Origin of the sequence: Streptomyces sp. NPDC048196 (assembly GCF_040652715.1) — a bacterium.
Classification (GTDB): domain Bacteria; phylum Actinomycetota; class Actinomycetes; order Streptomycetales; family Streptomycetaceae; genus Streptomyces; species Streptomyces siderophoricus.
Map to the genome: position 1 here is coordinate 41,392 of NZ_JBEZMM010000005.1, position 26,915 is coordinate 68,306.

The 26,915-nt window shown below is 70.9% G+C and carries 19 protein-coding genes and 1 tRNA gene; 7 read left to right on the plus strand and 13 right to left on the minus strand.

Features of this window, described 5'->3' with window-relative positions; all coding sequences use genetic code 11:
* Positions 1–29 precede the first annotated feature (29 nt).
* Complete coding sequence (locus tag AB0E02_RS08320; RefSeq protein WP_362137205.1) at positions 30–335, plus strand: PT domain-containing protein; 306 nt, start codon at positions 30–32, stop codon at positions 333–335.
* Here the strand turns inward: AB0E02_RS08320 and AB0E02_RS08325 are convergent.
* Both AB0E02_RS08325 and AB0E02_RS08330 read right to left on the minus strand, forming a co-directional pair.
* Positions 283–1,125 carry an arylamine N-acetyltransferase gene (locus AB0E02_RS08325; RefSeq protein ID WP_362137207.1) on the minus strand — a complete coding sequence of 281 codons (843 nt, stop codon included), beginning with the start codon at positions 1,123–1,125 and terminating at the stop codon, positions 283–285. The two genes, AB0E02_RS08320 and AB0E02_RS08325, sit on opposite strands and share 53 nt — an antisense overlap.
* 687 nt (positions 1,126–1,812) lie before the next feature.
* Positions 1,813–3,024 (minus strand): acyltransferase family protein, encoded by a 1,212-nt coding sequence (locus AB0E02_RS08330; protein ID WP_362137386.1) that lies wholly within the window; start codon positions 3,022–3,024, stop codon positions 1,813–1,815.
* Between the two features lie 43 nt (positions 3,025–3,067).
* Here AB0E02_RS08330 and AB0E02_RS08335 point away from each other — a divergent pair, with 43 nt between their 5' ends.
* Entirely contained in the window at positions 3,068–3,214 is a 147-nt protein-coding gene (locus tag AB0E02_RS08335) for a hypothetical protein (RefSeq protein WP_362137208.1), read from the plus strand.
* A 441-nt stretch (positions 3,215–3,655) separates the two neighbouring features.
* On the opposite strand, the gene AB0E02_RS08340 is transcribed toward AB0E02_RS08335, so the two are convergent.
* Positions 3,656–4,540 carry a glycerophosphodiester phosphodiesterase family protein gene (locus AB0E02_RS08340; RefSeq protein ID WP_362137209.1) on the minus strand — a complete coding sequence of 295 codons (885 nt, stop codon included), beginning with the start codon at positions 4,538–4,540 and terminating at the stop codon, positions 3,656–3,658.
* Between the two features lie 1,416 nt (positions 4,541–5,956).
* On the opposite strand from AB0E02_RS08340, the gene AB0E02_RS08345 reads away from it, so the two are divergent.
* From AB0E02_RS08345 to AB0E02_RS08355, 3 genes are all read left to right on the plus strand, one after another.
* Positions 5,957–6,697 carry a response regulator transcription factor gene (locus AB0E02_RS08345; RefSeq protein ID WP_362137210.1) on the plus strand — a complete coding sequence of 247 codons (741 nt, stop codon included), beginning with the start codon at positions 5,957–5,959 and terminating at the stop codon, positions 6,695–6,697.
* On the plus strand, positions 6,691–8,109 hold the full coding sequence (locus tag AB0E02_RS08350) for an ATP-binding protein (RefSeq protein WP_362137211.1): 1,419 nt from the start codon (positions 6,691–6,693) through the stop codon (positions 8,107–8,109). Before AB0E02_RS08345 ends, AB0E02_RS08350 begins: the two co-directional genes overlap by 7 nt.
* 353 nt (positions 8,110–8,462) lie before the next feature.
* The gene (locus AB0E02_RS08355; protein ID WP_362137212.1) at positions 8,463–8,765 is read left to right on the plus strand and encodes a hypothetical protein; all 303 of its coding nucleotides are present in this window, start codon (positions 8,463–8,465) and stop codon (positions 8,763–8,765) included.
* A 469-nt stretch (positions 8,766–9,234) separates the two neighbouring features.
* On the opposite strand, the gene AB0E02_RS08360 is transcribed toward AB0E02_RS08355, so the two are convergent.
* The 5 genes from AB0E02_RS08360 to topA all read right to left on the minus strand — a co-directional run bounded on the left by AB0E02_RS08360 (position 9,235) and on the right by topA (position 19,410).
* Positions 9,235–9,308 (minus strand) — tRNA-Thr (locus AB0E02_RS08360).
* 116 nt (positions 9,309–9,424) lie between these two features.
* Positions 9,425–11,014, minus strand: coding sequence for an alpha/beta hydrolase (locus AB0E02_RS08365; protein ID WP_362137213.1), 1,590 nt, complete (start codon positions 11,012–11,014; stop codon positions 9,425–9,427).
* Positions 11,015–11,481: 467 nt separating this feature from the next.
* A complete protein-coding gene (locus AB0E02_RS08370; RefSeq protein WP_362137214.1) occupies positions 11,482–12,735 on the minus strand; it encodes a DNA polymerase III subunit delta' in 1,254 nt (417 codons plus the stop codon).
* 287 nt (positions 12,736–13,022) lie between these two features.
* Entirely contained in the window at positions 13,023–16,424 is a 3,402-nt protein-coding gene (gene tmk / locus AB0E02_RS08375) for a dTMP kinase (RefSeq protein ID WP_362137215.1), read from the minus strand.
* Positions 16,425–16,572: 148 nt separating this feature from the next.
* Positions 16,573–19,410: a type I DNA topoisomerase gene (topA, locus tag AB0E02_RS08380; protein WP_362137216.1), complete on the minus strand. Its 2,838-nt coding sequence runs from the start codon at positions 19,408–19,410 to the stop codon at positions 16,573–16,575.
* A gap of 441 nt (positions 19,411–19,851) precedes the next feature.
* Here topA and AB0E02_RS08385 point away from each other — a divergent pair, with 441 nt between their 5' ends.
* Together AB0E02_RS08385 and AB0E02_RS08390 are read left to right on the plus strand one after the other, a co-directional pair.
* On the plus strand, positions 19,852–20,451 hold the full coding sequence (locus AB0E02_RS08385) for a hypothetical protein (RefSeq protein ID WP_362137218.1): 600 nt from the start codon (positions 19,852–19,854) through the stop codon (positions 20,449–20,451).
* A 5-nt stretch (positions 20,452–20,456) separates the two neighbouring features.
* Entirely contained in the window at positions 20,457–20,873 is a 417-nt protein-coding gene (locus AB0E02_RS08390; RefSeq protein WP_362137387.1) for a DUF2752 domain-containing protein, read from the plus strand.
* A 41-nt stretch (positions 20,874–20,914) separates the two neighbouring features.
* Here the strand turns inward: AB0E02_RS08390 and AB0E02_RS08395 are convergent, their stop codons facing one another.
* From AB0E02_RS08395 to AB0E02_RS08415, 5 genes are all read right to left on the minus strand, one after another.
* Entirely contained in the window at positions 20,915–21,319 is a 405-nt protein-coding gene (locus AB0E02_RS08395; protein WP_362137219.1) for a hypothetical protein, read from the minus strand.
* Positions 21,320–21,477: 158 nt separating this feature from the next.
* Positions 21,478–21,675 carry a hypothetical protein gene (locus tag AB0E02_RS08400; RefSeq protein WP_362137220.1) on the minus strand — a complete coding sequence of 66 codons (198 nt, stop codon included), beginning with the start codon at positions 21,673–21,675 and terminating at the stop codon, positions 21,478–21,480.
* Between the two features lie 103 nt (positions 21,676–21,778).
* Positions 21,779–23,329, minus strand: a complete 1,551-nt coding sequence (locus AB0E02_RS08405; RefSeq protein WP_362137221.1) for a methyltransferase — start codon at positions 23,327–23,329, stop codon at positions 21,779–21,781.
* A gap of 101 nt (positions 23,330–23,430) precedes the next feature.
* Complete coding sequence (locus tag AB0E02_RS08410) at positions 23,431–24,036, minus strand: small secreted protein (protein WP_362137222.1); 606 nt, start codon at positions 24,034–24,036, stop codon at positions 23,431–23,433.
* A gap of 217 nt (positions 24,037–24,253) precedes the next feature.
* Positions 24,254–26,662: a sodium-translocating pyrophosphatase gene (locus AB0E02_RS08415; protein WP_362137223.1), complete on the minus strand. Its 2,409-nt coding sequence runs from the start codon at positions 26,660–26,662 to the stop codon at positions 24,254–24,256.
* Positions 26,663–26,915 lie beyond the last annotated feature (253 nt).

The window sequence follows — 26,915 nt, forward strand, 5'->3', positions numbered from 1 at the left end:
GGCAACGGGTTGGCCGCACTGAGTAGTTGATGGCCGGGAGGGGATGGAAGGCAAAAGGAGGGAGGGACAAGGGAGGCGAAGGGTCAACGTGGGCTGTCCACCTGGCCGTCGGCTCGTCTGCCGCGTGGGTCGGCTGGCCGTCTGCTCCTCTGCCCGTCTGGCCGTCTAGCCGTCTAGCCGTTCAGCCAACCGGCCAACCGGCCAACCGGCCAACCGGCCAACCGGCCAACCGGCCAACCGGCCAACCGGCCAACCGGCCAACCATCCAGAGGGTGTCTCCCCCTAGCGTTCGTGGAATGTCACCAGTGCTTGTGCGTCCGCTGCCGACAAGGTGATGCCGAATTCGGTGGCCAGGAGGTCCGGGAGTTCCTGGGGGCTCACCTCGCGTGCTTCGCGGGTGCCGTCCGGGCGGGTGACGGCGTACTCCCGGCCGATCAGCGTCCTGCGCAGGTCGCGGCTCGGGCGCTGCACCACCATCTGGCCGGTGAACGGCGAGCGGGGATGGGTGGATATGTAGTGGTTGAAGACCGCGTAGTCGACGGGGAAGCGCCGTTCGGTCCCGAAGGCGTAGAGGTCGAACCAGTCGTCTGCGTGGCGCGTTCGGAGTACCCAGGCCTCGGGGCCCGTCTCCGTCTCCTTCTCGTGGACCAGGCCGAACGTCCACTCCCCCTGGTGGGACTCGACGCCGTCCCGTAGCGGAAGGGGTTCGAGGAGTCCCTCGGCGCCGAAGCCCACGTCGGTGATCCAGTCCTCACCGTCCAGCTCGACCTTGAGCAGCGCGTGCGTGGCCGGGCGGATGCGTCGCTCGCCCATACGGGTCCGGGCGCAGAGGCCGGAGATCCGGAAACCGAGGCGGTCCAGAGCGGCGGCGTAGAGCAGGTTCTGTTCGTAGCAGTAGCCGCCGCGGCCCTGCTCAACCATCTTGGCCTGCAACGACTCCAGGTCGAGCAGGACGGGCCGGCCCACCACGATCTCAAGGTTTTCGAAGCCGATCGAGGACAGGTGGGCAGCGTGCAGTGCGCGCAGGGTTTCCAAGGTGGGCCGACGGTCGCCCTCGTAGCCGATCCGGGCGAGATACGCCTCCAGATCCAGCTGGTCCCCGCCCCAAGCGGCATTGGTAGTCACGCTGCACCCTCCCCGTTGACCTGGGTCTTTCCCGTCCTGAGCGTAGGAGATCTGCCACCGTAAGGGGATCGGCTATTCGTCCTAAGGCTTGTCCCCGAGGCGACCTAGGTCTGTCCCTGATCAGTCTTAAGGTTCCTGATCAGACTTGAGGTTCCCGACCAGCCACAGGGCCCCTGACCCGTCTCAGGGTTTCTGATCAGCCTCAGGGCCGCTGACCAGCCTCAGGGCAGGGTGTGGGGAGAGGGCCAGGGCCACGGGCCACGCCAAAGCCGGGCGCCAGGGCCCATACGCGCAAGGGGCCCGGAACGCGCCAAAGGGCCCGGACGCGCAAGGGCTCCGTACGCACCGACGCTCCGTTGCTCCGTTGCTCCGTTGCTCCGTACGCACCGACGCACCGACGCACCGACGCTCCGTTGCTCCGTACGCACCGATGCCCCGTACGCGCCAGGGGCGCCCGCGCGCCGGTTTCCGGCCGCGTAGGCGCCCCTGCTGCTCGTGCTGCTGGTACTGCTGGTGCTGTTCTGGCCGCTGACTGTGTCGCTCCCTACGGAACGCCGGTGGCCCTCCCGGCCACCAGGAGCCCGCCGACCGTGGTGGCCGAAGGGGGCCGCCCTGCTCTCCTTGGTGGCCGTAGGGGCCGCCCCGCTGACCGTCTTGGCCGGGGGCGGTCCTACTTGACCCTGGCGGTCAGGTGCGTTCGCGGGCCATTCCCACCGGGTCCTTCTTGAAGGCCCAGGTCATCTTGGGCTCCATGGCCCAGCGGAACATCCGCTGGACCGGTGGTGTGCAGAGCAGCGTGACGATGGTGCCGGCGGCGAGGGTGAGCAGCACCGCGCCCCACGGGGTGTGGATCCAGTGCACGTCGTACCAGTTCCAGAAGCGCGATCCCTTTGCCAGGAAACCGTGGAGCAGATAGCCGTACAGGGTACCCGCGCCCAGCGCCGTGCACCACATCGTGCGGCCCGGTATCCAGGCGAAGAAGCACGCCACCAGTACCAGCGAGCATCCGAACATCGCCAGCGTCATCACCGCACCGCTCCACCACGGAGCGGCCAATTCCTGTGCCGCGTCCCGGTGGTAGAACCAGGCGGCGTTCATACGGGGTGCCGCCCAGTAGGCGAAGACCAGGGCGCCCGCGAAGACGGGGACGGAGACGATCCGGGCCTTCTTGCGGCGGACCAGCTTGAAGTGTTCGGGCTTCAGCGACAGCCCGATCACGAAGAACGGAAGGAACTGCAGCACCCGCTGGAGGTCCAGGTCATCGCCGATGTCCGGGGAGATGGACGCGAGGACGGCGATGGTGAGCGCCAGCGGTACGGGCCAGCGCACGATCTTCCACAGCGGAGTGGTCAGCCGCCAGATGAACAGGGCCAGCAGGAACCAGGTCAGATACCAGGGATCCGTAAGGCTTATCGGGTAATGCGGGTCGTCATCCGCCCACCTCTTGAAGAAGGTATAGGCGACTTCGAAGAGGATGTACGGCACCGCGACGCCGGTAATCAGCCGCTGCAAACGGTCCTTGCGCATATCGAAACTGCGCGAGAAATAGCCGGAGATGATGATGAAGGCCGGCATATGGAACGCGTAGACGGTGATATACAGCGCCGCCGCCGACCGGCTGCCGTCGCGGAGCGGCTCCCACGAGTGCCCCATCGCGACCAGCACGATGGCCAGGTACTTCGCGTTGTCGAAGAACGCGTCGCGCGGCTTCGCCTTGGCGCCGCCTGCGGTGTTGGCACTGGTGCCGGCCTTGGTGTCGACGGCACCGTCGTTCGCGAGGCTGCCCCGTCCCCGGCCCCGGCCCCTGGCGCGGCCCCGGGGCCGGGCGTGCGAGGCCGAGCCGGAGGCCCGTCCGCCCGCCGGTGCCGCAGCACGTTCCGCCACGGACCCGTCGGCCATTGCCCTCTCGCTCAGGGCACGTTCACCCATGGAGCGTTCGCCCATGGCGCGTTCGGACACGGACGTCTCCGTGCCGGCCGGCGCCATCGTCGCAGCGGCCGTCGTGGAGTCCGTGGCCGTCGTCATGTTCGTGGTCCTCGTCATGTTCGTGGTCGTCGTCGCGGCCGTTGCTGCTGCCGGGGACGCGTAGGAGGACGCATACGAGGAGGAGGACGAAGAAGGGTGCGGCGAGGAGTACGAGGAGGAGGACGAAGAGGAATACGGGGCGCCGGAGCCGGCACCGTCACTCGTGCCGTTCGGTGTCTGCCGCGGCGGTGGGAGTGGGACCCGCCGTTGGCCGTATACCGGAAAATCGTTGTTCAAGAAGCCTCCCGGAACGGGACCACGGGAGGAGCCGGACGCTGGCCCGCACCGGGCCGCAAATCGGAACCCAAAAGCCAAATCCTGCGTCTTAGTTCTTTTACGGGAAGGGTGGCGGCGTCGAACATCTCAGGCACCTTAGCTCCGCGGCGGGAATCACGTAAATCCCCGACTGTCGCGGCCACCCGGCACCCATCCACCCTCCACAGCACCTTCACGCACCGTCAGGGGCCGGGGCCGGCGGCCGGCGGACCGTCGGGGACGCCACCCGCTATTCAATAACACCTTCGATTCCCCGGGCGCGCACCGACCGCACGTTGGTGTTCTTCGCCACGTCCCAGGCGTAGACCTGCAAGGGGCGCCCGTGCGGACCGCGCAGCCGGTGGACCGCTGCCAGCCATCGCGAACTCAGCGCGGACATACGCGGGTTGATCTGATCGGCGAAGCGGGCATAGGCCGCCAGTTTGCGTACATCGGGCGCCCCCAGGATTCCCGTACGTACCTGTGGCATCAGTGCATGCACGGTCTTCACGGTGGTCACGCTGAAGCTCTGCACCACCAGCCGGCTCCGCACATGGTCGCGATCCAGCCAACCGTGGGACCGCAGTTCCCGGACGACCTGGGCCTCGATTCCGGGATAGTCCTTAGGGGACTTGATCTCCAGCAAAAGCCGCTGCCCGTTACGGTCGAGACGCCGCAGATAGTCGGCGAGCGTCGGCACCCGTTCCCCCGCGAACCGCTTGCCGAACCAGCTCCCGGCATCCAGCCGAGCGATCTCGGCGGCCGTGAAATCCCCCACCCGCCAGGGCGCCCGCCCGGGAAACAGCTTCGCGGCATTCGTGGTCCGCTTGAGCGTGGTGTCGTGGATCACCACCAGCCGGCCGTCCTTGGTGCGCTGCACGTCGTTCTCGACCCATATGAGGCCGCGGCGATGTGCCGCGTCCACGGCGGCCAGCGTATTCTCCGGCGCGTAACGGGAGGCGCCGCGGTGCGCGATGACCATGGCGGCGGGGGTGCCGGGGCCGGCCCGCGCCCCGCTGCTCACAGCGACGTCCGCGTACTCCTCCGGCCCCGACGCCATGGCCGACGACGACATCGCCGCCGTCACCAGATAGGCGACTCCGGCGGCCGGGATCCGCAACGATCTCCGAAGCATGCGGCAGCCTCCAGGTCGGGTCCGGGCACGCGGGCCCCTCACGTAGGCGCGTGGGTCCCTCACGTAGGCGCGTGGGGCGCGTCGTCACGTAGGTGTCCGGCCTCACCATGTAGGCCCCGTGTGTCCCCGGACGGCCTCGTGTGTCCCTGCACGGCTTCGTGTGTCCCCGCACGGCCTCGTAGGCGTCACGGGCCCGTAGGGCGTCACGGGGGCTCCCGTAGGGCGCCGCTGGGTCTCCACTCAGGTCACTCGGGCCCCGACCGGTGGGCCTTTGGGGCCTTGGGGATTTGGGCCTTTCTGTTCAACGTGCCTGCGGGCCGGTGAGTCGGCCACACGAACGGTCCGGCGACGGGCCGCGCGCGAGCCGCTGCACCCCTGGTGCGCCTCAGCACCTTTCCGCAGCTTTCCGCAGGTCAGGGCAGGGCTGGGAGGAGGGAGCGAGGTGGGTGTAGAGGCCGGCGAAAGGCGTGCAGACCACGCGTCCATTCCGGTGACCCGCCAGCCGTATCCATGAGGCCGCGCCGGCCGCCTTGCCAAACGCCGCGGGAGCGGTGTCGTACGGCGTTATGGCGCGGGTCGGCGCTGCGGCCCGGTTCGGCGCTGCGGTGCGATTCGACGCCATGGCGCAGCACGGCGCCACGGCGGGGTTCGGACCGCAGGGGGCGCCCCAGACCCGCCGTACGTCAAAACGTCGGAGTGCCGAGCCGTTACGCCCGAGACGCCGGTAGGGCTGCTGGAGCCGCGCCTGCGTTCCCTCCTCGTGGTCTGCGCGCTGAACCTGCTTGCCCATGCTTGATTCCGCTTGATTCCGCTTGATCCGAATTTCGACCCCGAGGGACTACGGGTGGCCGGTCTCGGACGTCAGGTCGTCGGCGCCGCTTATGTGGTGCGTTGCCATACCCCCTGTACGGCACCGACCTGGAGTCGCAGGGTGGCTGGATCCTTTTCTTCTTCGTCGATTCCCTCACCGGGGCATGGGCCTCGGCCGCCGCGACTGCTGCCCCACGCCCTCGCCTGGCAAGCCCTGGTGGCACAAGGCTTCCGCTTCGGCACGCCGGACGACGACGACCTCGTGGAGCTACTCCCGCTAACCGCCGAGGAGTTCACCCGGACCGCACACAGGCGATGCGCACACTGCGTGGGGTTCCTGTGGATCGGCGAACACAGCCCAGCGGGGCACCTGTACCGCACGAACGGGTTCACCACGACCCGGATCTTCTCGGTGTTGGGGTGGGAGGGGGCGCGGTCGCAGTGAGGGCGAGGTCGTGGTGAGAGTGGGGCCGCAGTTCTCCCGCAGAACGCAGAACGCAACACTCCAGCACCGCAGCACCGCAGCACCGCAGCACCGCAACCCCAAGCAGCGCAGCACGCCGATTCGGACCCACCCGCTCTCCCCGTCCGGCAGAATTCCTCCCCGTGACCATTCGCTTGCTGATCGCCGACGACCAAGAGATGGTCCGCCGGGGGATACGCCGCATCGTGGAGAGCCAGCCCGACATGGAAGTGGTCGGCGAAGCGGCGAACGGAGTGGCCGCCGTCGAGTTGGGCCGGGCCCTCGCGCCGGATGTGGCGTTGGTGGATATCCGTATGCCACGCCTCGACGGCCTGGAAGTGACCCGTCGGCTGACCGATCCCGCCTCCGCGCACCCGGTACGTGTCGTGGTCGTCACCACCTTCGACCTCGACGAATACGTCTACCCCGCACTGCGTTTCGGCGCCTCGGGATTTCTGCTCAAACGGTCCGGGCCGGCAATGCTGATCGAGGCGGTGCGGGCGGCGATGGCCGGAGACAGCCTGATCAGCCCATCGATCACCGTACGGCTGTTACAGCACGTCACGGGAAGCGCATCGGACCGTCGTACCCGTCACCGGGATTCCGTGCTGACCGAACGGGAGCGGGAAATCGCCGGAAAGGTCGCCGAGGGAAAGACCAATGCTGATATCGCCGGCGAGTTGTTCATCTCCGCGGGCACGGTCAAGACCCATGTAGCCAGCATTCAGCGGAAGTTGCAGGTCCGCAATCGGGTGGGGATCGCGGTACGGGCCTGGGAATTGGGTTACGCCACCGGCCGCACTCCCGGACCGCCGGGACCGCCGGGACCGCCGGGACCGCCGGAGCTGCCGGGACCGTTGGGACCGTTGGGACCGTCGTGGTGACCCCGTCCATCACCCCGCCCGGGCAGCCCCGGGGCGCAGAGCGAGGTCCCCACACACCACGCCAGAGCCAGCCAGCCCGACGGAATAGCCGCTTCCGCCGGGCATGGGCAACGACCGCCGCGGTACTGCTGCTCGCCCCGGCCCTCCTGACCCCGCCCGGCGCCGCCCCACTCGCCATCCTGGCCGCACTGACCACTGTCGTCTCACTGCTCTCCTGGCCGATACGCCGGTACGACCTCGCCCACGTGGCTGCTGGCACGGCACTGCTCTCGCTCATCACCGACATCGCCTACTTCGGACCGCCGAACCTCGTCGTCCTCTGGCTCCCCTTCGAGACGGTGGCTCTGCTCGTTCTCCTGGGGCGGGCGGTACGCCAGGTGCCCGGCTCCTGGGTGGGTCTGGTCGGCGGTCTGACCGGCGCCGCGGCGGTGCTGCTACCCCTGCGCTTCACCCTGCACGCGCCACACACCGGGCTCAAGGAATCGATCTTCGTCGCCGCGCTGGCCTTCTTCCCCGCAGCCTGCGCGACCGGCGTCGGCCTCTACCTGCGGTCGCTGGACACCCGCCGTGCGCACGCGGTGGCCCTGGCCCGCCGCGAACAACGCCTCGAAGTCGCCCGCGACCTCCACGATTTCGTCGCCCACGAGGTGACCGGCATCGTCCTGGAAGTACAGGCAGCCCAATTCACCGACCCCCCACCCGCGGCCTCAACCACCAATGCCCCCAACCCACCCCACCAACAGCAACAGCAACAGCAACAGCAACAGCAACGGGACCAGCAGGAACAACACCGCGCTCTGCTCGAACGCATCGAGCAGGCCGGGCTACGGGCCCTGGAATCCATGGACCGTACGGTGGCGGCGCTACGCACCGCGGAAAGTCACGACCGAAGCGATGCGAAAGGGGAAAGCGCCGGGAGCGAACCCCCACCCAATGGGAACGAACCCCCACCCACCCGCCCCCACGGTCTGACCGACCTGCCTGAACTCGTCGACCGTTTCTCGTCCATGACACCCGCCGAGGTCACACTGGAGCTCACCGAGCTAACGGAGCTCACGCGCGACACCGACACCGACACCGACACCGACACCGGCAGCCTCACCCGAGAGGCCGAGGACACCGCCTACCGAGTGGTGCTGGAGGCACTGACCAACGTACGCCGCCACGCCCCGCGGGCAGACCGGGTCGAGGTCTCCGTCGGCCGGACCGCCGACCACATCCTCATGATCTCGGTCACCAACACCGCAGGTCGAGCCACATCCCCCCGCAGCCCCCGCCAGGGCGGCGGCACCGGCCTCGCCGCTCTCGCCGAACGCGTCAGCGCCCTCGGCGGCACCCTCGAAGCCGGCCCGCACACAAACGGAAAGCGCTGGCACGTGCGCTGCCTACTGCCCACGCCGCCCACCCGCTGAGGAGTCCTCTCCTCACAAAGTGACACCACCCACTCCTTCGACCGCACACCTGCCTCCGCACTATCTGCCTCCGCGATATCTCCCTTCGCGATATCTACCGATCGGCAGATGTGGCTGCCACCGCCCCCCGGAATCCTCTCCTCGGAGCCACCGCTCCCCAGCCGAACACGCACCAACCGGAGATTCCGATGTCCGCAGGCGTACCGTCCCCCGCCCCAGCCCCGGCCCTCACCAACACCAACACCAACACCCCCACGAGCACCCCCACACGCACATGCCGCACCGCCGCATCCGTCACGGCGACCGCCGTTGCCTTTGCAGCTGTCGCTGCGCTCGGCCTCACCGGCTGTTCCGTGGACGCCAAAACCGCGAAGCCGGAATCGAAGCGCTTCCCGTACGCCGGCACGTCCCTGAAGCTGTTGACCCACGAGGTCGCAACGAAACTGGTGGCGACGGACCGCAAGGACATCAAGGTCACCCGCTGGTTCGACTCCGCCGCGGGCACCGTGCACCTGAAGTGGACGCTCAAGGGCGACACCCTCGACATCGACGCCGGCTGCAGCGGACTAGCCCTCTGCGACGCCAGATTCACGGTCGAGGTCCCCAAGCACCTCACGGTCACCAAGGACGGCCACCAGGCCCTCCAGGGTCACTAGACCCACCAGGTCCCGAGGACCTGACGCTCCGTCTGCCCCCGCCCCGCTCGGTTCCTTGGCCCTTTGCCCTTTGGCCTCCCACGGCGCCGGCTGGCCGACTTCCGGGACCGGCCCCGCCAGCCCCCGAGACGCCGTCGTCCTGCCCGCCGCCGTGCCCCGGGGCTACCCCGGCCGGACCGGGCTCGGACGCTCGCTGGTTGATCAGGCAGATCGGTGACTCGGTGACCACCGCGGCACCTACAAGAGCACCTGCCACAGCACCTACGTCGGCACGTCGTCTTGTGGCGCTTTCCCTGGTCACCACCGCCGTACTGCCGACCACCGTCTCCCCCACGACCGCCCTCCGCCGCGCGACCACGGCTGAGACCACGACTGAGACCACGACTGAGACCACGACCGAGTCCGTCGCCGGCCCACCAGACATCGCAAAAAGCCCAGGCCACATAACGTGACCTGGGCTTTTCCGCGGAGCCGCCTTCGGGATTCGAACCCGAGACCTACGCATTACGAGTGCGTTGCTCTGGCCAACTGAGCTAAGGCGGCGTGGTGCGCGGCCCAGTCTACACACCACTGAGGGGTGGTTCGTAACCGGTTGCGGGGCTGGTCAGAGGTGGGCGGGGAGGGGTGTGGGGCGGGTCACGCGGCGGGGTGGGGCGGGGTCAGGTGCAGTGCTTGTTCTTGGGCGGGGTGGTGCCGGTCAGGAGGTAGGTGTTGATCGCGTTGTCGATGCATGTGCTGCCGCGGCCGTAGGCGGTGTGGCCGTCGCCCTCGTAGGTGAGGAGGGTGGCGCTGGAGAGCTGGGCGGCGAGGGCCTGGGCCCAGGCGTACGGGGTGGCCGGGTCGCGGGTGGTGCCGACGACGACGATCGGGGCGGCGCCCTTGGCCGGGATGCGGTGGGCCGTGCCGGTGGCCTTCACCGGCCAGTACGCGCAGCTCAGCGCGGACCAGGCGAAGCTCTCGCCGAAGACCGGGGAGGCCTTGCGGAAGGCGGGGAGGGCGGCGCGGACCTGGTCGGGGCCGGTGAAGGGGGGCGCCAGGTCGAGGCAGTTGACGGCGGGGTTCGCGTACATCTGGTTGGCGTACTTGCCGCTGGGGTCGCGCTCGTAGTAGCTGTCCGAGAGGGTGAGCAGCCCGCGGCCGTTGCCCGCCTCGGCCTGGGCGAGGTATTCGCGCAGGACGGGCCAGGCGCGCTGGTCGTACATCGCGGCGATGACGCCCGTGGTGGCCAGGGATTCGGTGAGTTTGCGGGCCTCGCCCGTCTCCACCGGATGGGCGTCGAGCTTCTTGAACAGGGCGGCGAGCCGCTTGCCGGCGTCCTGGGCGTTCTTGTGACCGAGCGGGCAGTCCTTCTTCTTGACGCAGTCCGCGGCGAACGCGGTGAAGGCGGTGTTGAAGCCCTTGGTCTGGTCGAGGTTGATCCTGCGGGAGTCCAGCTCCGGGTTCATGGCGCCGTCCAGCACGATGCGGCCGGTGCGGGAGGGGTAGAGGCCGGCGTAGGTGGCGCCGAGGAAGGTGCCGTAGGAGGCGCCGACGTAGGTCAGCTTCTTGTCGCCCAGGACGGCGCGCAGGACGTCCATGTCACGGGCCGCCTCGATCGTGGAGACGTGCCGGAGCACCTTGCCGGAGCGGGCCTGGCAGCCCTTGGCGAAGTCGCGGTACGCGGTGACGAGCTTGGTGACCTCGGCCGGTGAGTCCGGGGTCTGGTCGGTCTGGGTGTAGCGGTCCATCTGCGGGTTGGTGAGGCACTCGACCGGTTCGCTGCGGGCCACGCCGCGCGGGTCCATCGCCACCATGTCGTAGCGCGCGCGGACCGACGCGGGCTGCGGGGCGTACTGCTGGAGGTAGTCGATCGCCGAACCGCCGGGGCCGCCCGGGTTGACCATGAGGGAGCCGAGCCGGCTGCCGGGGCCGGTGGCCTTCTTACGGGCCACCGCGAGCTTCAGGTCGGTGGCCGCGGAGGGGTGCGCGTAATCCAGCGGGGCCTTCATCGTCGCGCACTCGAAGCCGGCGACCCCGCAGGGATGCCAGGTCAGCTTCTGGTCGTAGTACGGGCGCAGGTCGGCCGGGATCGCGGCGGGCAGGGGCCGGAGGGTGGCGTCGTCGGCGGGCCGCTGGGCGCCGGCCTCGGTCGTACGGCCCGGGGACGCATGGGCATCGGGGGACGAACTGCCCGAGGAGCAGCCGGACATCAGCAGAGCGGTGGCCGCGACTACGGCGGCGGAGGTGCGGAACAGACGGCTGGTGGCCATGGACGGTCCCTTGGTCGCGGTCCCTGGAAGCTGGAGCCTGGGTCTGGTAGCCGGGAGAACCGGTGATCGGGGGGGTGGTCGGGGGGCAGGTACCTCGTGGTGGTCGGGCTTGGGTGCTGCGTCTTGGTGCTGCGTCTTGAGTGGTACGCCTTGGTGGTGCGCCTTGGCGCTGCGTCTTGGGTGCTGCGCCTTGAGTGGTGCGTCTTGAGTGGTGCGCCTTGGTGGTGCTTCGGGGTTGATGCTTCGGCGTTGGTGCGTCTTGGGTGGCGCTTCGGTGATGCTGACGAGCGGGTGCGTGCGGATGGGCTGTTGGCCGGTTGCTGAGTGATGGCTGGCCGGTGCTGAGTGGTGGCGGGTCGGGTGCTGCGTGGTGGCAGGTCGGGTGCTGAGTGCTGGCCGGTCGGGTGGCTGGTCGGGTGGGCGGTGGAGCCGCTGTGGCTTGACGGAGGGGCGGCGAGGTCAGGTGGTCAGCCGGCGCGGAGGGCGGCGGTCATGGCCTCGACCGCCAGGAGGGGCGCGACGTTGCGGTCCAGGGCCTCTCGGCAGGCGATCACCGCTTCTATCCGGCGGAGGGTGCGCTGGGGGGTGGAACCGGCGGCGATGCGCTCCAGGCTGTCGCGCACCTCGTCGTTGGCGAGCGGGACCGAGGCGCCCATCTGGAGGGCGAGGACATCGCGGTAGAAGCCGGTGAGGTCGACCAGGGCCAGGTCGAGGCTGTCGCGCTGGGTGCGGGTCGCGCGGCGCTTCTGCTTGTCCTGGAGCTCCTTCATGGCGCCGGCGGTGCCCCGGGGCAGTCGGCCGCCCGTCCCGGCGGCGGCGCCCAGCGCGGCGCGCAGCTCCTCGGTCTCCTTGGCGTCGACCTCCTCGGCGACCTGCTTGGCGTCCTCTCCCGCGGCGTCGATCAGCTCCTGGGCGGCCTTGAGGCAGCCCCCGATGTCGTCGATGCGGAGCGGGAGCTTCAGGACGGCGGCACGGCGGGCGCGGGCGCGCTCGTCGGTGGCCAGGCGGCGGGCCCGGCCGATGTGGCCCTGGGTGGCGCGGGCGGCGCGGTCGGCGGCCTCCGGGGCGATGCCGTCCCGGCGGACGAGGACGTCGGCGACCGCGGCGACCGGCGGGGTGCGCAGGGAGAGGTGGCGGCAGCGGGAGCGGATGGTGGGGAGGACGTCCTCGATGGAGGGCGCGCAGAGCAGCCAGACCGTACGGGGCGCGGGCTCCTCGACGGCCTTGAGGAGGACGTTGCCGGCGCCTTCGGTGAGGCGGTCGGCGTCCTCCAGGACGATCACCTGCCAACGGCCGCCGGCCGGGGAGAGCGAGGACCGGCGGACCAGGTCGCGGGTCTCCTTCACGCCGATGGACAGCAGGTCCGTACGGACGATCTCGACGTCGGCGTGCGTGCCCACCTGGGTGGTGTGGCAGCCGTCGCAGAAGCCGCAGCCGGGGGCGCCCCCGAGGGCGCGGTCGGGGCTGACGCACTGCAGGGCGGCGGCGAAGGCGCGCGCGGCGGTGGCCCGGCCGGAGCCGGGCGGGCCCGTGAACAGCCAGGCGTGGGTCATCTGGGAGGCACCGCCCCGCTCGCCGGGGGCCGGCGTTCCGGACCGGTCCTGCGGGGCACCGGCCCGGCCCTCCGCCTCGGCGGTGACGAGGGCGTCCGCGTCCCGCGCGGCAGCGGCCAGCTGAGCCGTCACCCGCTCCTGGCCGACCACGTCGTCCCACACCGCCATCGCTGCCGCCGTTCCTCTTCTCCGGTGTCTTCGTGTCTGTGACCGCGGGTCGCCGCCACGGCCGGGATCGCCGTCCGCGCGTCGCCCGCGACCTGACCCATTGTGGTGCAACCCACTGACAAACGAATCCGGAAGCCGGCGCCGGAGCAGTCGGACGGCGCACGTGCGGCCCCGCGGAGGAGCTGCCCGGGAACCCGCGGAAGGCCGCGAAAAGGCCGTGGCCGCAGCGTTCCCACTGCGGCCACGGCCTGCGCCTGCGACGGCTTTCGCAAGGGCTCCCGTCCGGACTAGCGGCGCCGGCCCCGGCCCCCGCGGCGGCCGTCGTCGCCCGCACCGTCGTCCGCGTCCTCGTCGTCATGCGCCCCGAGCAGTTCGTCGGCGAGCGTCGGCAGATCGTCCAGCGGGGTCTCTTCCGCCCATTCGGGTCGCCGGCGGGTGCGCGGCGGGATCTCTGAGGGGTGACCCGTCGACGGATCGATCTGCGGGAGTTCGCGGGTCCGCTCGACGCCCGACTCCGCGGTGGAGGCGCTGTTCGGGGTCTCCTTGCGGAACATCCACGACGGCACCCGTTCGGTGGGGTCCTCGCCCCGGGTGTCCCGCGCCTGCCGGTCGTTCCGTCCCTGCCAGTCGTTCTGCTGCTCCGGCCGGGTGTCCTGGTGCCAGGCGTCCTGACCACCCTGCGGGGCCTCCTGACCACCCTGCCAGGTGTCCCGTACGGGCGGCAGGACGGCCGTCTGCTCGGCGTCGCTGCCCGCACCGTGGCCTGCATCCGGGCCGGCGTCGCGGACCGGCGGCAGCACCGCCGTCTCGTCCGCCGCGCCGGGCGCGTTGCCGCCCCGGGCCTCGGGCCGCGGCAGCGACTCCGTCCGCTCGTGCGGGGCGACACCCGCCGAACCGGAACCGGGCGCTCCCGAACCGGCGGTCCCAGTCCCCGGCGCTCCCGCCCCGGACGAGGAGCCGTCGCCGTGCTCCTCCCCCAGCCGCTTCCGCAGGTCCGCCACCGGCGTTTCCTTGGTGGGCGCCTCCGCAGCCTCGGCCGCGGCGGCCGCTTCGGCAGCCGCCTTCGCCTCCGCCGCGGCAGCCGCCTCCGCTGCCGCGATCCGGGCCTGCTCGGCGCGGAGCAGGGCCTCCTCGGCCTTGCGCTGCTTCTCCAGGCGGCGTTCCTCGGCCTCCTTGCGCAGCCGGGCCTGCTCCTCGTGCTGCTTGCGCAGCCGCTCCTGCTCGGCCTGGCGGGACCGCTCCTCCGCCTCCCGGCGCCGGCGCTCGGCCTCGGCCGCCTGGCGGGCCTCCTCGGCGCGCTGCCGGGCCTCCGCGGCCTGGCGGGCGGCCTCCAGCGCCTTGGCCTGCTCGGCCTCCTGGCGCTTGCGCTCCTCTTCCTCGGCGCGCAGCTTGGCGAGCTGCTCCTGGCGCTCCCGCTCCAGGCGCGCCTCCTCGGCCTTGCGGGCGGCCTCCTCCTCGGCCCGGCGGCGGGCCTCCTCCTCGGCCGCCTTACGGGCCTCCTCCTGGGCCTTGGCCTCGGCCTCGGACAGCGGGAGCACCTGGTCGAGGCGGTGCCGTACGGCGGTGGTGACGGCCTCGGGGTCCTGCCCGGCGTCGACGACCAGATAGCGCGCGGGGTCGGCGGCGGCCAGGGTGAGGAAGCCGGCCCGGACCCGCTGGTGGAACTCGGCGGGCTCGGACTCCAGTCGGTCGGGCGCCTCGGTGAAGCGCTCCCGGGCGGTCTCCGGGGAGATGTCGAGCAGGACGGTCAGGTGCGGGACCAGGCCGTCCGTCGCCCAGCGGTTGATCCGGGCGATCTCCGTGGGGGCGAGGTTCCGCCCGGCGCCCTGGTAGGCGACCGAGGAGTCGATGTACCGGTCGGTGATGACGACCGCGCCGCGCTCCAGGGCGGGCCGGATGACGCTGTCGACGTGCTCGGCGCGGTCGGCGGCGAACATCAGCGCCTCCGCCCGGTCGGACAGCCCGGTCGTCGCGACGTCCAGGATGATCGAGCGCAGGCGCTTGCCGATGGCGGTGGCGCCCGGTTCGCGGGTCACCACGACCTCGTGGCCCTTGTTGCGGATCCACTCCGCGAGCGCCTCGACCTGGGTGGACTTGCCGGCCCCGTCGCCGCCTTCGAGGGCGATGAAGAAGCCGGTGGGCGCGGGTGCCTGCGCCGGGTCGCCGCCGCGCAGCGCCTCCCGCAGATCGCGGCGCAGCGGAACGCCGTGCCGGTCGTCGACCTTGCCGAGGACCCAGGCGGCGACCGGCAGCAGCAGCGCGCCGGTGAGCATCAGGGTGTAGGCGGCGCCCCCGTAGGCGAAGTCGAAGGTGTCGTTGCCCAGGCGGTGCGGCCCGATGAGGGCGGCGAGCAGCGGCGCCACGATGGCGGCCAGCGCGATCGAGAGCCGTACGACGGCCTGCAGGTGCTCGGTCGTACGGGCGGTGCGGGTCTCCTCGGCCTCCTGGTCCAGCAGGACGTGTCCCGTATGGGCGGCGATGCCGGCGCTGACGCCGGCCAGCAGCGCGAGCAGGAGGACGGTCGTCGGGTCCGGGACCAGGCCCATGGCCAGCAGGGCGACGCCGGTGGCGGCCACCGCGAGGGCGAGCAGCCGGCGCCGGGAGAGCGCGGGCAGCACCCGGTGGGCACCGCGGATGCCGGCGGCCGTACCGCCGGTGAGCGCGAGCACCAGGAGGGCGAAGGAGGCCGGCCCGCCCGCGAGGTCGTAGCCGTGCAGCACGGCCAGCGAGACGGCCGCGGCGATCCCGGCGGCGACCGCCGCACACGCCGTGACCAGCAGCGGGATGGCGCCCGTACGGCCCTTGTCGGCGCCGGCCGGCTCACCCTGGGCCGACTTCGCGGCCTTCGGGCGGCGCAGCCCCTCCAGGGGGGAGCGCGGCCGCGGCGTCTGCCCACCGGGGAGCTCGATGAAGTACAGGATGGACACGGAGGCGGCGAACAGACCGGCCGCCACGTAGGAGGCGAGTGCCACCTGGTGGAGGTGGAACCAGTCGATGCCGGTTCCCAGGAGCTTGCTGATGAGGGTGACGACCACCAGGGCGGCGGCCGCGATCGGCAGGGAGACGAAGGTGGTGCGCAGCGAGAGGCGGCGCAGGGCGTCCAGGTTGTCCGGCAACGGCTTCGCGACGGCGCCCTCGGGGGGCGGCGCGGGCAGCAGGCCGGGCGCCGCGCTCTCCCTGGCGACGGTCCAGAAGCGCTCGGCGACGCCGGTCACGAAGACCGTGACCAGCACCCAGGCCAGGGCCTTGCCGGGCGTCCAGTCGATCCAGAGGGGGGCGATGACCAGGAGCGCGAGCCGCAGCACGTCCGCGCCGATCATCGTCCAGCGGCGGTCCAGCGGCCCGGAGGGCGCCGTGAGCGCGGACAGCGGGCCCAGGAGGACGGCTCCGAAGAGGAGCGTCGCCAGCATCCGGGCGCCGAAGACCGCGGTGACGGCGAGGGCGGCACCGCGATAACCACCGCCGAAGACGGCCTCACCGCCCAGCGGCACGTACAGCGCCGCCTGCAGGGCGAGTACCACCAGGACAAGCATGGACAGGGCATCGCCGATGCCCCCGACGAACTGGGCGCTCCACAGCCGCTTCAGTGGGGGGAAGCGCAGCAGGGCTCGCACGGCGCGCTCGCGGGAATCCGCCGCTAGGGCGCCAGAAGTGGGGGTCACGACCGTTGGCTGCTCGGCACGCGTCATCCCGCCAGCCTATCGGGAGGGCGCGCAGCGTCGACCGCCCGCCCGAACAAACGGGCGGGCACCACGGAACGCGTCCGTCGTGCCCGCCCGCCATCACGCCTCACCAGAGGCGCAGGACCCAAGTCCCGGCCCTGGCCTCGGTGCGACCTCAGTCCTCCGCCGAAGCCGCCGTCTTCTTGGCCGCCGCGGTCTTCGCGGTGGCCTTCTTGGCGGTCGTCTTCTTCGCGGTGGTCTTCTTGGCCGCGGTCTTCTTCGCCGTCGTCTTCTTGGCGGCCGTCTTCTTCGCCGGCGCCTTCTTGGCCGTCTTCTTCTTCGCCGGCCCCTTGGCGCGCTTCTCCGCCAGCAGCTCGTAGCCACGCTCGGGCGTGATCGTCTCGACGTCGTCGTCCCGCCGCAGCGTCGCGTTGGTCTCGCCGTCGGTCACATACGCACCGAACCGGCCGTCCTTGACCACCACCGGCTTGCCGCTGACCGGGTCCGTGCCCAGTTCCTTCAGCGGCGGCTTGGCGGCGGCCCGCCCGCGCTGCTTGGGCTGGGCGTAGATCGCCAGGGCCTGTTCGAGGGTGATGGTGAAGAGCTGCTCCTCGCTCTCCAGGGAGCGCGAGTCGGTGCCCTTCTTCAGGTACGGGCCGTAGCGGCCGTTCTGCGCGGTGATCTCCACGCCCTCGGGGTCCTTGCCGACGACGCGCGGCAGCGACATCAGCTTGAGCGCGTCCGCCAGCGTCACGGTGTCCAGCGACATCGACTTGAAGAGCGAGGCGGTGCGCGGCTTGACCGCGTTCTTGCCGGTCTTCGGGGTGCCCTCGGGCAGGATCTCGGTGACGTACGGGCCGTAGCGGCCGTCCTTGGCGACGATCTGGTGACCGCTCTCCGGGTCCATGCCCAGCTCGAAGTCGCCGCTCGGCTTGGCGAGCAGCTCCTCCGCGTACGCCACGGTCAGCTCGTCGGGCGCGAGGTCGTCGGGGACGTCGGCGCGCTGGTGGCCCTCGCTGTCCTTCTCGCCGCGCTCGACGTACGGGCCGTAGCGGCCGACCCGCAGCACGATGCCCTCGCCGACCGGGAAGGACGAGATCTCCCGGGCGTCGATCGCGCCGAGGTCCGTGACCAGCTCCTTCAGCCCGCCGAGGTGGTCGCCGTCGCCGTTGCCGGCGTCGGAGGCGGTACCCACCGCACTCGCGTCCTCGCCCTCGCCGAAGTAGAAGCGCCGCAGCCACGGCACGGCCTGCGCCTCACCACGGGCGATGCGGTCGAGGTCGTCCTCCATCTTGGCGGTGAAGTCGTAGTCGACCAGCCGGCCGAAGTGCTTCTCCAGGAGGTTGACCACCGCGAAGGAGAGGAAGGAGGGGACGAGCGCGGTGCCCTTCTTGAAGACGTAGCCGCGGTCCAGGATGGTGCCGATGATCGACGCGTACGTCGACGGGCGGCCGATCTCCCGCTCCTCCAGCTCCTTGACCAGGGTGGCCTCGGTGTAGCGGGCGGGCGGCTTGGTGGCGTGCCCGTCGGCGGTGATCTCCCGGGCGGTCAGCGCGTCGCCCTCGGCGACCTGCGGCAGCCGGCGCTCGCGGTCGTCCAGCTCGGCGTTCGGGTCGTCGGCGCCCTCCACGTAGGCCTTGAGGAAGCCGTGGAAGGTGATGGTCTTGCCGGACGCGCTGAACTCGGCGTCCCGGCCGTCGGCGGAGGTGCCGCCGATCTTGACGGTGACGGAGTTACCGGTCGCGTCCTTCATCTGGGAGGCGACGGTCCGCTTCCAGATCAGCTCGTAGAGGCGGAACTGGTCGCCGGTCAGCCCGGTCTCGGCGGGCGTGCGGAAGCGGTCGCCGGAGGGGCGGATCGCCTCGTGCGCCTCCTGCGCGTTCTTGACCTTGCCGGCGTACGTGCGCGGCTTGTCGGGCAGGTAGCCGGCGCCGTACAGCTGCGTCACCTGGGCACGGGCGGCCGCCACGGCGGTGTCGCTCAGCGTGGTGGAGTCCGTACGCATATAGGTGATGAAGCCGTTCTCGTACAGCTTCTGCGCCACCTGCATCGTCGCCTTGGCACCGAAGCCGAGCTTGCGGCTGGCCTCCTGCTGGAGGGTGGTGGTCCGGAACGGCGCGTACGGGGAGCGCCGGTACGGCTTGGACTCCACGGAGCGCACCGAGAAGTCGGTGTTCTCCAGGGCGGCGGCGAGCGCGCGGGCGTTCGCCTCGTCCAGGTGGAGCACGTCGTTGTTCTTGAGCTGCCCGTTGGGGCCGAAGTCGCGGCCCTGCGCGACGCGGCGGCCGTCGACGGTGTTCAGGCGGGCGGTCAGCGTCGAGGGGTCGCTCGCGTCGCCGGCCCGCCCGGTGGAGAAGGTGCCGGTCAGGTCCCAGTACTCGGCGGAGCGGAAGGCGATGCGCTCGCGCTCCCGCTCGACGACGAGACGGGTCGCCACGGACTGCACCCGGCCGGCCGACAGCCGCGGCATGACCTTCTTCCACAGGACCGGCGAGACCTCGTAGCCGTAGAGGCGGTCGAGGATCCGGCGGGTCTCCTGGGCGTCGACCAGTTTCTGGTTCAGATCGCGCGGATTGGCGACGGCCTCGCGGATCGCGTCCTTGGTGATCTCGTGGAACACCATGCGGTGGACCGGGACCTTGGGCTTGAGGATCTCCTGGAGGTGCCAGGCGATGGCCTCGCCCTCGCGGTCCTCATCGGTGGCGAGGTAGAGCTCGTCGGATTCGGCCAGCAGCTCCTTGAGCTTCTTGACCTGGTCCTTCTTGTCACTGTTCACCACATAGATGGGCTGGAAATCGGCGTCGACGTTCACCCCGAGCCGGGCCCAGGGCTCGCCCTTGTACTTCGCCGGGACCTCCGCCGCGCCGTTGGGCAGGTCACGGATGTGCCCCACGCTGGCCTCGACCACATAGCCCGGGCCGAGGTAGCCCTTGATCGTCTTCGCCTTGGCAGGCGACTCGACGATGACAAGTCGGCGGCCGCCGCCCTTCGTGGCTTCGCTGGTCGGGGACAACTTCGCTCTTCTCTCCGGTCGACGCGGAAAATGCCCCCCGGCCGGATGCGGGGGCGCACTGCGGTGACGCTTGACGCTGCGGAGTGTGACGGTACCTCCCGCCCCCGTGTCAAACGGAAAAACCCCGCAACGCCACTCGAACGGTAACCCGACTACATGCCTTCATGCCGCCTGGACCACCTCAGCCGGTCGCCGCGGGTCCGGCACGCGCCATCTGGATCATGACGGCCCCACGGCTCCGCCCGGAGGCCCGCGCATGATCCGGATTCGCGATCGCGCCCCCGCCGCGGCGACTGTCACAAGGCGGCCCCGGATCCCGTCACTGTCTTGGTACGACAGGTGAGCGGGCTGGCAGGATGGGCGCAGGATGGACACGGCACGGCCCACCGCTCGGGCCGGACACCGCCGTCGTCACGCATACCCTCGGGGGGAATCTCACCCATGGCGAACCAGTACCCCGGACCGCCACCGGAGCAGCCCGGCCAGCCCGCTCAGCCCGGCCAGAATCCGTACGCCACGCCGCCCGGCCCGGCCGACTCCGCCTACGGCTACCCGCAGGGCGGCCGTCCCGGCGAGCCCGGGTACGGCTATCCGCAGCCCGGCTCGACGCCGCCGCCACCCGGTTTCCCGCCCGCCGGCGCTCCGGCCGGCCCCCCGCCGCCCGGGCCCGGCGCTTTCCAGGCCGGTCCGCAGCCCGGCGGGATGGCGCTGTCGCTCGGGGACATCGCGGTGAGCGGCGACACGATCACGACGCCCACGGGGGTGATGCCGCTCAAGGGCGCCGTGTGGACCGCGACGGACATGTCGCGGACCGAGGAGAAGATGCCGACGCACGCGGTCGTGCTCGCCATCATCTTTTTCTTCTTCTGTCTGCTGGGTCTGCTCTTCCTGCTGATGAAGGAGCGGACGACGACCGGCTTCGTGCAGGTCACGGTGGCCAGCGGGGGCCGGCACCACTCCACGATGGTCCCGGTGCAGTCCCGCGAGCAGGTCATGTTCGTGCTCAACCAGGTCAACTACGCACGGTCGCTGAGCGTGTGAGCGACGTGGCACAGGCCGGGCCGCCCTCCGGGGCGGCGATCCGGAGCCGCACCGTCCGGCGGGCGTCGCTCGCCCTCGCCGCCGGTGCGGCGGCCGCCGTCTACCTCTGGCACAGCAATCCGCACCAGCCCGGGCAGGTGCTGATCCCCTGCCCGTTCCGGCTGTTGACCGGGGTGCTGTGCCCGGCGTGCGGCGGCACCCGGATGGCGTACGACCTGCTGCACGGCGACGTGCTGCGGGCCTTCCACGACAACGCGGTGCTGCTCGTCCTGGGCGTGCCGGCGATCGCGTACGTCCTGCTGCGCTGGCTGGTCCTGGGGCTGCGCGGGCGCGCATACCGGCTGCAGCTGACGAGCCGCGGCAATGCCGTGGTGTTCGGCATTGCCGCGGTGTGGATGCTCGTCCGCAATCTCGTCGGCTGACGCCCGGCGGCTTCAGCCCACGGGGGCGGAGACCACCGGGGTCAGCGGACGGTGACGGAGACCACCGGCGAGACGGTCTTGCCCGCGGCCATCCGGAGCTGGTTGGCGCCCTTGATGCCGAGCTTGACCCGGACCGAGTAGGCACCGCTCTTGGCCACCGGGGTCTGCGCGGGCAGCGAGACCCACTTCGTGCCCTGCTTCTGCTGGACGGTGACCTTGGTGCCCGCCTGAATGCCCTTGGCGGCGCCGGAGATCCGGAACTCCTGCCAGGCCTTGACGGAGTTCACGCTGGCCTTCGCGGTCAGCGACGCGGCGGCCGGGGCGGTGGCCACGACCGGCTTGGCGGCGTGGAGGTCCTGCGGCGCGGCGAAGGCGGCGGCCGAGCCCCCGGCGAGCAGGGAGACGGCGATGGCGCCGACGGTGGCATAGCGAAGTGCGCGGTTCATGGGAGTTCCTCACTGTCGGTGTGGTGGCCGTTGGTGACCTTCACCGAGGAACATGACGGACGGCCCGCGGACGTTCCGCGTACCGTCACAGATCAGCCATCCGTTACAGAACTGTCTGGAACTGGACGTACTACCGCGTCCCTCCGCCCGCCTACCGGTTACAGCGCCACCAGCAGCCAGCCTCCGGTGATCAGGAACAGCACCCCCGCGAGCAGCGCGGTGACCGCGGCCACCGGCCGGCTGACCCCCTCGGCGACCGGCGTACCGCTCCGGGCACACGCCCCCGTCCACACCAGCAGTCCGGCACCGAACAGCGCGAACGCCACACCGGCGAATGCCTCGGGTCCACTCTCCATGCGCGCAGCGTCGCACCCCGGGGCGGCGCCCCGGCGAACACCGGATGAACGCCTTCCGCCCCTCACCGTCCGCCTCTGCTCCCCCTACTCCCCTTACTCCCCCTTACTCGTCCTCCGCCACCGGCTCCAGGAAGCCCTGCTCGACCAGCATCCGGATCGAGGCGGGCGTACGGTCCCGCAGCAGCACCGGGTCCTCGCCGACGAGTTGGGCGATGGCGTCCAGGATCCGTCCGGCGGGCAGCGTGCCGTCACACACACCGGCGAAGCCCGCACCGACGGTGTCCACCTTCGTCGCCCGCCGCATACCGCGGTTCTGACGGAGCACCACATGCTCCGGGTCCTCGGCCCCCGGCAGCCCGACCTGCTCCTGGACCACGCCGTCGGCGAGCCGGAAGCGCCCGGCCAGCAGCGCGGCGTCGTCCGTGGAGCGCAGATAGTCCTGGCGCTCGAAGTGGGCCACGACCGCGTCCCCCAGCGGCTGTTCGACCGGATGCGGCCATTCCTCGACCGTGACGGACGGGGCGTCGGATCCGGATTTGCGCAGCGTGATCCAGCCGAAGCCGACGGCCTTGGTCCTACGGGCCGCGAACTCCTCCAGCCAGGCGTCGTACCGCGCGGCGTACTCCTCGTCACCGGCGCGGTGGTCACCGGCGTCCCGCAGCCACAGCTCGGCGTACTGGGTGACGTCCTGCACCTCGCGCTGCACGATCCAGGCGTCACAGCCGCGCGGCACCCAGGAGCGCAGCCGGTCGTGCCACTCCTCACCCTCGACGTGCTGCCAGTTGGCGAGCATCTGGCAGTACCCGCCGTCGTTGAGGTGCGCGGCGGACTGCTGGACGAGGATCCGGCACAGGTCGTCGCCGCCCATGCCGCCGTCCCGGTACGTCAGCCGGGCGCCGTCCGGCCCGAGCGGCGAGATCACGAACGGCGGGTTCGACACGATCAGGTCGTACGTCTCGTCCCCGACCGGCTCGAACAGCGAGCCCTCCCTGAGGTCCGCCGCGCCCGCCCCGGAGAGCGCCAGCGTCAGCGCGGTGATCCGCAGGGCGCGGGGGTTGAGGTCGGTGGCGGTGACCCGGGTGGCGTGCCGGGCGGCGTGCAGTGCCTGGATTCCGGAGCCGGTCCCGAGGTCGAGCGCCTTGGCGACCGGGCGGCGCACGCTGATCCCGGCCAGGGTGGTGGACGCGCCGCCGACGCCGAGCACCAGAGCCGCGCGCTCGCTCTCCCCGGCGCCCCGGATGCCGCCGGCGCCGCCGACCGCGCAGCCCAGGTCGGAGACGATCCACCAGTCCTGTCCCTCGGGGCCGCCGTACGGGCGGACGTCCACCGTGGCGCGCAGGGTGTCGCCGTCCTGCACCACCCAGCCGTCGGCGAGGCAGTCCTCGACCGGCAGGGCCGCCCGCGCCCGGCCCAGCTCCACCGGCCGCTGCAGCAGGAACAGCCGCACCAGGGTCGCGAGCGGGCTGTCGCCGCGGGTCGCGCGCAGCGCGGGGACGGTCTCGTTGCGCGCCAGCGCGGCGTAGGCGGGCGCGCCGAGCAGGTCCAGCAGTCCGTCGGCGGTGAAGGCGGCGGTCAGCAGCGCCTCGCGCAGCCGGGCGGTGCGGGCGTTGCTCTCGGGGTCCTGGACATCAGCGGTGGGGAGGTGCGTACTCACACCGACCATTGTCCGTGCTGCCACTGACAATCGGCGCCGGCCCGGCGGCACGCCCTTCCCGGGCGCGTCGCCGGGCCGGCAAGAGGCCCCGCAGAAGCGCGTTACGACTTCTTGGAGGGCGTGGGCGCCGCCTTGGAGGGCGTGGCCACCGGGGAACCGGACGCGGCCTGGTTCTGGCAGCCCTTCTGCCGCGCCATCGCGGCGCCGACGTCACCGGCCTCCAGGTTCTTGAAGGCGGCCTCGCTCTGCTTGTTGAGCTTGTTGATGCCGTTGGACAGGTCGCGCAGCCCGTCGGCGAACTTGAGCTTGTTCGAGGTGTCGAGGTTGTTGACCTGCTTCTGCAGGTCCGCGTAGCCCTTGGAGAGCGAGTTGAGCTCCTTGACCGCGTTCGCCTGCGCCTGCTTGCCCTGGTCGGTGGGCGGCGGCCCGGCCTGCTGCAGGGACTTGGCCAGCGAGGCGTACGCCTGGGAAATCTTCTGGAAGGCCGCCGAGTCGGTCTGCTGGACCTTCTTGGAATCCGTGCTGCCGTTGTCGGCCGTCTGCATGGCGGCGTTGGCGTCCTGGATCTGCTTGAACGGAGCCTGCGCGGGGTCGCAGAAACTCTTCGCCCAGTCGTTGAGCTTCTTTCCGTTGTCCTCGCTGCAGCCGGTCAGCGCGAGCATCAGTGCCGCCCCGCCGGACAGTGCAGCCACAAGCTTCTTGTTCACCGGATTGGTCCCTTCCATGGCTCTCGGCCCCGGAACATACACGTCCGAACGGCCTGGTCCCCGGGTCGGGCATCCGGTCCGGCTCTCATTGCAGCCATTTGCACCAAGGAGCGCAGGGCCACCCGGGCAGACCGAGGGCGGGTGGCCGGCGCCTGCAACATGCGCCGTCCACCCGCCCAGTTGAGCGGTCCGCGAGCCTTCCGACGGTCGGTTCCGGTTAGGACGCCACCGCCGTCTCGGCCGACTTGGCGACGCCGTCGGGCTCCTCGGAGTTGTTGTGTTCGTCACCCACGGCGATTCCGCGCCGCTTGGAGATGTACACGGCACCGATGATGACGACGAGCGCCAATGCGGCCGCCGCGATCCGGATGCCGAGGTTCTTGTCCTCGCCGTACGAGAACTTCACCACGGCGGGCGCGATCAGCAGCGCCACCAGGTTCATCACCTTCAGCAGCGGGTTGATCGCCGGTCCGGCGGTGTCCTTGAACGGGTCGCCGACGGTGTCACCGATGACCGTGGCGGCGTGTGCCTCGCTGCCCTTGCCGCCGTGGTGGCCGTCCTCGACCAGCTTCTTGGCGTTGTCCCAGGCGCCACCGGAGTTGGCGAGGAAGACCGCCATCAAGGTGCCGGTACCGATCGCCCCGGCCAGGAACGAGCCCAGCGCCCCGACGCCCAGCGAGAAGCCGACCGCGATCGGGGTGAGCACCGCCAGCAGGCCCGGGGTGGCCAGCTCGCGCAGCGCGTCCTTGGTGCAGATGTCGACCACCCGCCCGTACTCGGGCGTCTGGGTGTAGTCCATGATCCCGGGCTTCTCCCGGAACTGCCGGCGCACCTCGAAGACCACCGCTCCCGCCGACCGCGACACGGCGTTGATCGCCAGCCCGGAGAACAGGAAGACGACCGAGGCGCCGAGGACCAGCCCGACCAGGTTGTTGGGCTGCGAGATGTCCAGGCTGAGCCCCATGCCGCCGGCGGCCCGGCCGATGTTGCGTACGGCGGTGGCGATCGCGTCCCGGTAGGAGCCGAAGAGCGCGGAGGCGGCCAGTACAGCGGTCGCGATGGCGATGCCCTTGGTGATGGCCTTGGTGGTGTTGCCGACCGCGTCCAGATCGGTCAGCACCTGCGCGCCGTCACCGGAGACGTCGCCGGACATCTCGGCGATGCCCTGCGCGTTGTCGGAGACCGGTCCGAAGGTGTCCATGGCCACGATCACGCCGACGGTGGTCAGCAGGCCGGTGCCGGCCAGCGCCACCGCGAACAGCGCCAGGGTGATGGACGCGCCGCCCAGCAGGAACGCCCCGTAGACGGCCAGTCCGATCAGCACCGCCGAGTAGACGGCCGATTCCAGGCCGACCGAGATGCCGGAGAGGACGACGGTGGCCGGCCCGGTCAGCGAGGTCTTGCCGATGTCCCGTACGGGCCGCCGGGTGGTCTCGGTGAAGTATCCGGTCAGCTGCTGGATCAGCGCGGCGAGCACGATGCCGACGGCGACCGCGACCAGGGCCAGCATCCGCGGGTCACCGCTGTGGCCCAGGACCACGGGGTCGCTGACGCCGGTCAGGTCGCGGTAGCTGGACGGCAGGTAGGTGAAGACCGCGGCGGCCACCAGGACCAGCGAGATGCCCGCGGAGACGAAGAAGCCGCGGTTGATGGCGGTCATGCCGCTGCGGTCCCGGCGCCGCGGCGCGACGACGAAGATGCCGATCATCGCGGTGAGCACGCCGATGGCCGGCACCAGCAGCGGGAAGGCGAGGCCCGCGTCCCCGAAGGCCGCGGTGCCCAGGATGAGGGCGGCGACCAGGGTGACGGCGTACGACTCGAAGAGGTCGGCGGCCATGCCGGCGCAGTCACCGACGTTGTCGCCGACGTTGTCCGCGATGGTCGCGGCGTTGCGCGGGTCGTCCTCGGGGATGCCCTGCTCGACCTTGCCGACGAGGTCGGCGCCGACGTCGGCGGCCTTGGTGAAGATGCCGCCGCCGACCCTCATGAACATCGCGATCAGCGCGGCGCCGAGACCGAAGCCCTCCAGCACCTTGGGCGCGTCGACCGCGTAGACGAGGACCACACAGGACGCACCGAGCAGACCGAGTCCCACGGTGAACATGCCGACCACGCCACCGGTACGGAAAGCGATCTTCATCGCCTTGTGGGATACCGCCGTAAGATCCTTTTCCCGGGATTCGCCCTCGGCCGGAGTGGCCTCCCGGGCGGCCGCCGCCACACGCACATTGCTGCGCACCGCGAGCCACATGCCGATATAGCCGGTGGCCGCCGAGAATGCCGCGCCGATCAAGAAGAAGGCACTGCGCCCGGCACGCTGCGACCAGTTATCCGCGGGCAGCAGCATGAGCAGGAAGAACACCACGACCGCGAATACGGCGAGGGTCCGCAACTGCCGTGCCAGGTAGGCATTTGCGCCTTCCTGCACCGCCGCCGCGATCTTCTTCATACTGTCGGTTCCCTCGCCGGCCGCAAGCACTTGGCGGACCAGCACCGCCGCGACGGCCAGCGCCGCCAGCGCCACCGCGGCGATCACCAGCACGATGCCGCGGTTGCCCGCGGTCAGTGACGGCCCGGCCAGAAAAGAGGGGGTGTCAAGCAACTGAGGGGTGTAAGGCCCCGCCATTCGTCCTCCTTGACGTTTGGCACATGGGCGCGCGGAAGCACGCTCAGGCGTCCTGAGCAAGAGATGTGGACGGATTGTAGGGAGCCCCGGTTGATCAAAACAGGGCGCCTCAAAGGGAATTCGCCGGTAGTCGCGAAGATCAAAAGGCAGAAGGCGCCCGGAATTCGCCCGGACGAAGGAATGCACCGAATTCACTGACCGTCGACAGATGATCTCTTCGTCGTACTGATCACCGCTTGATCACGCATTGATC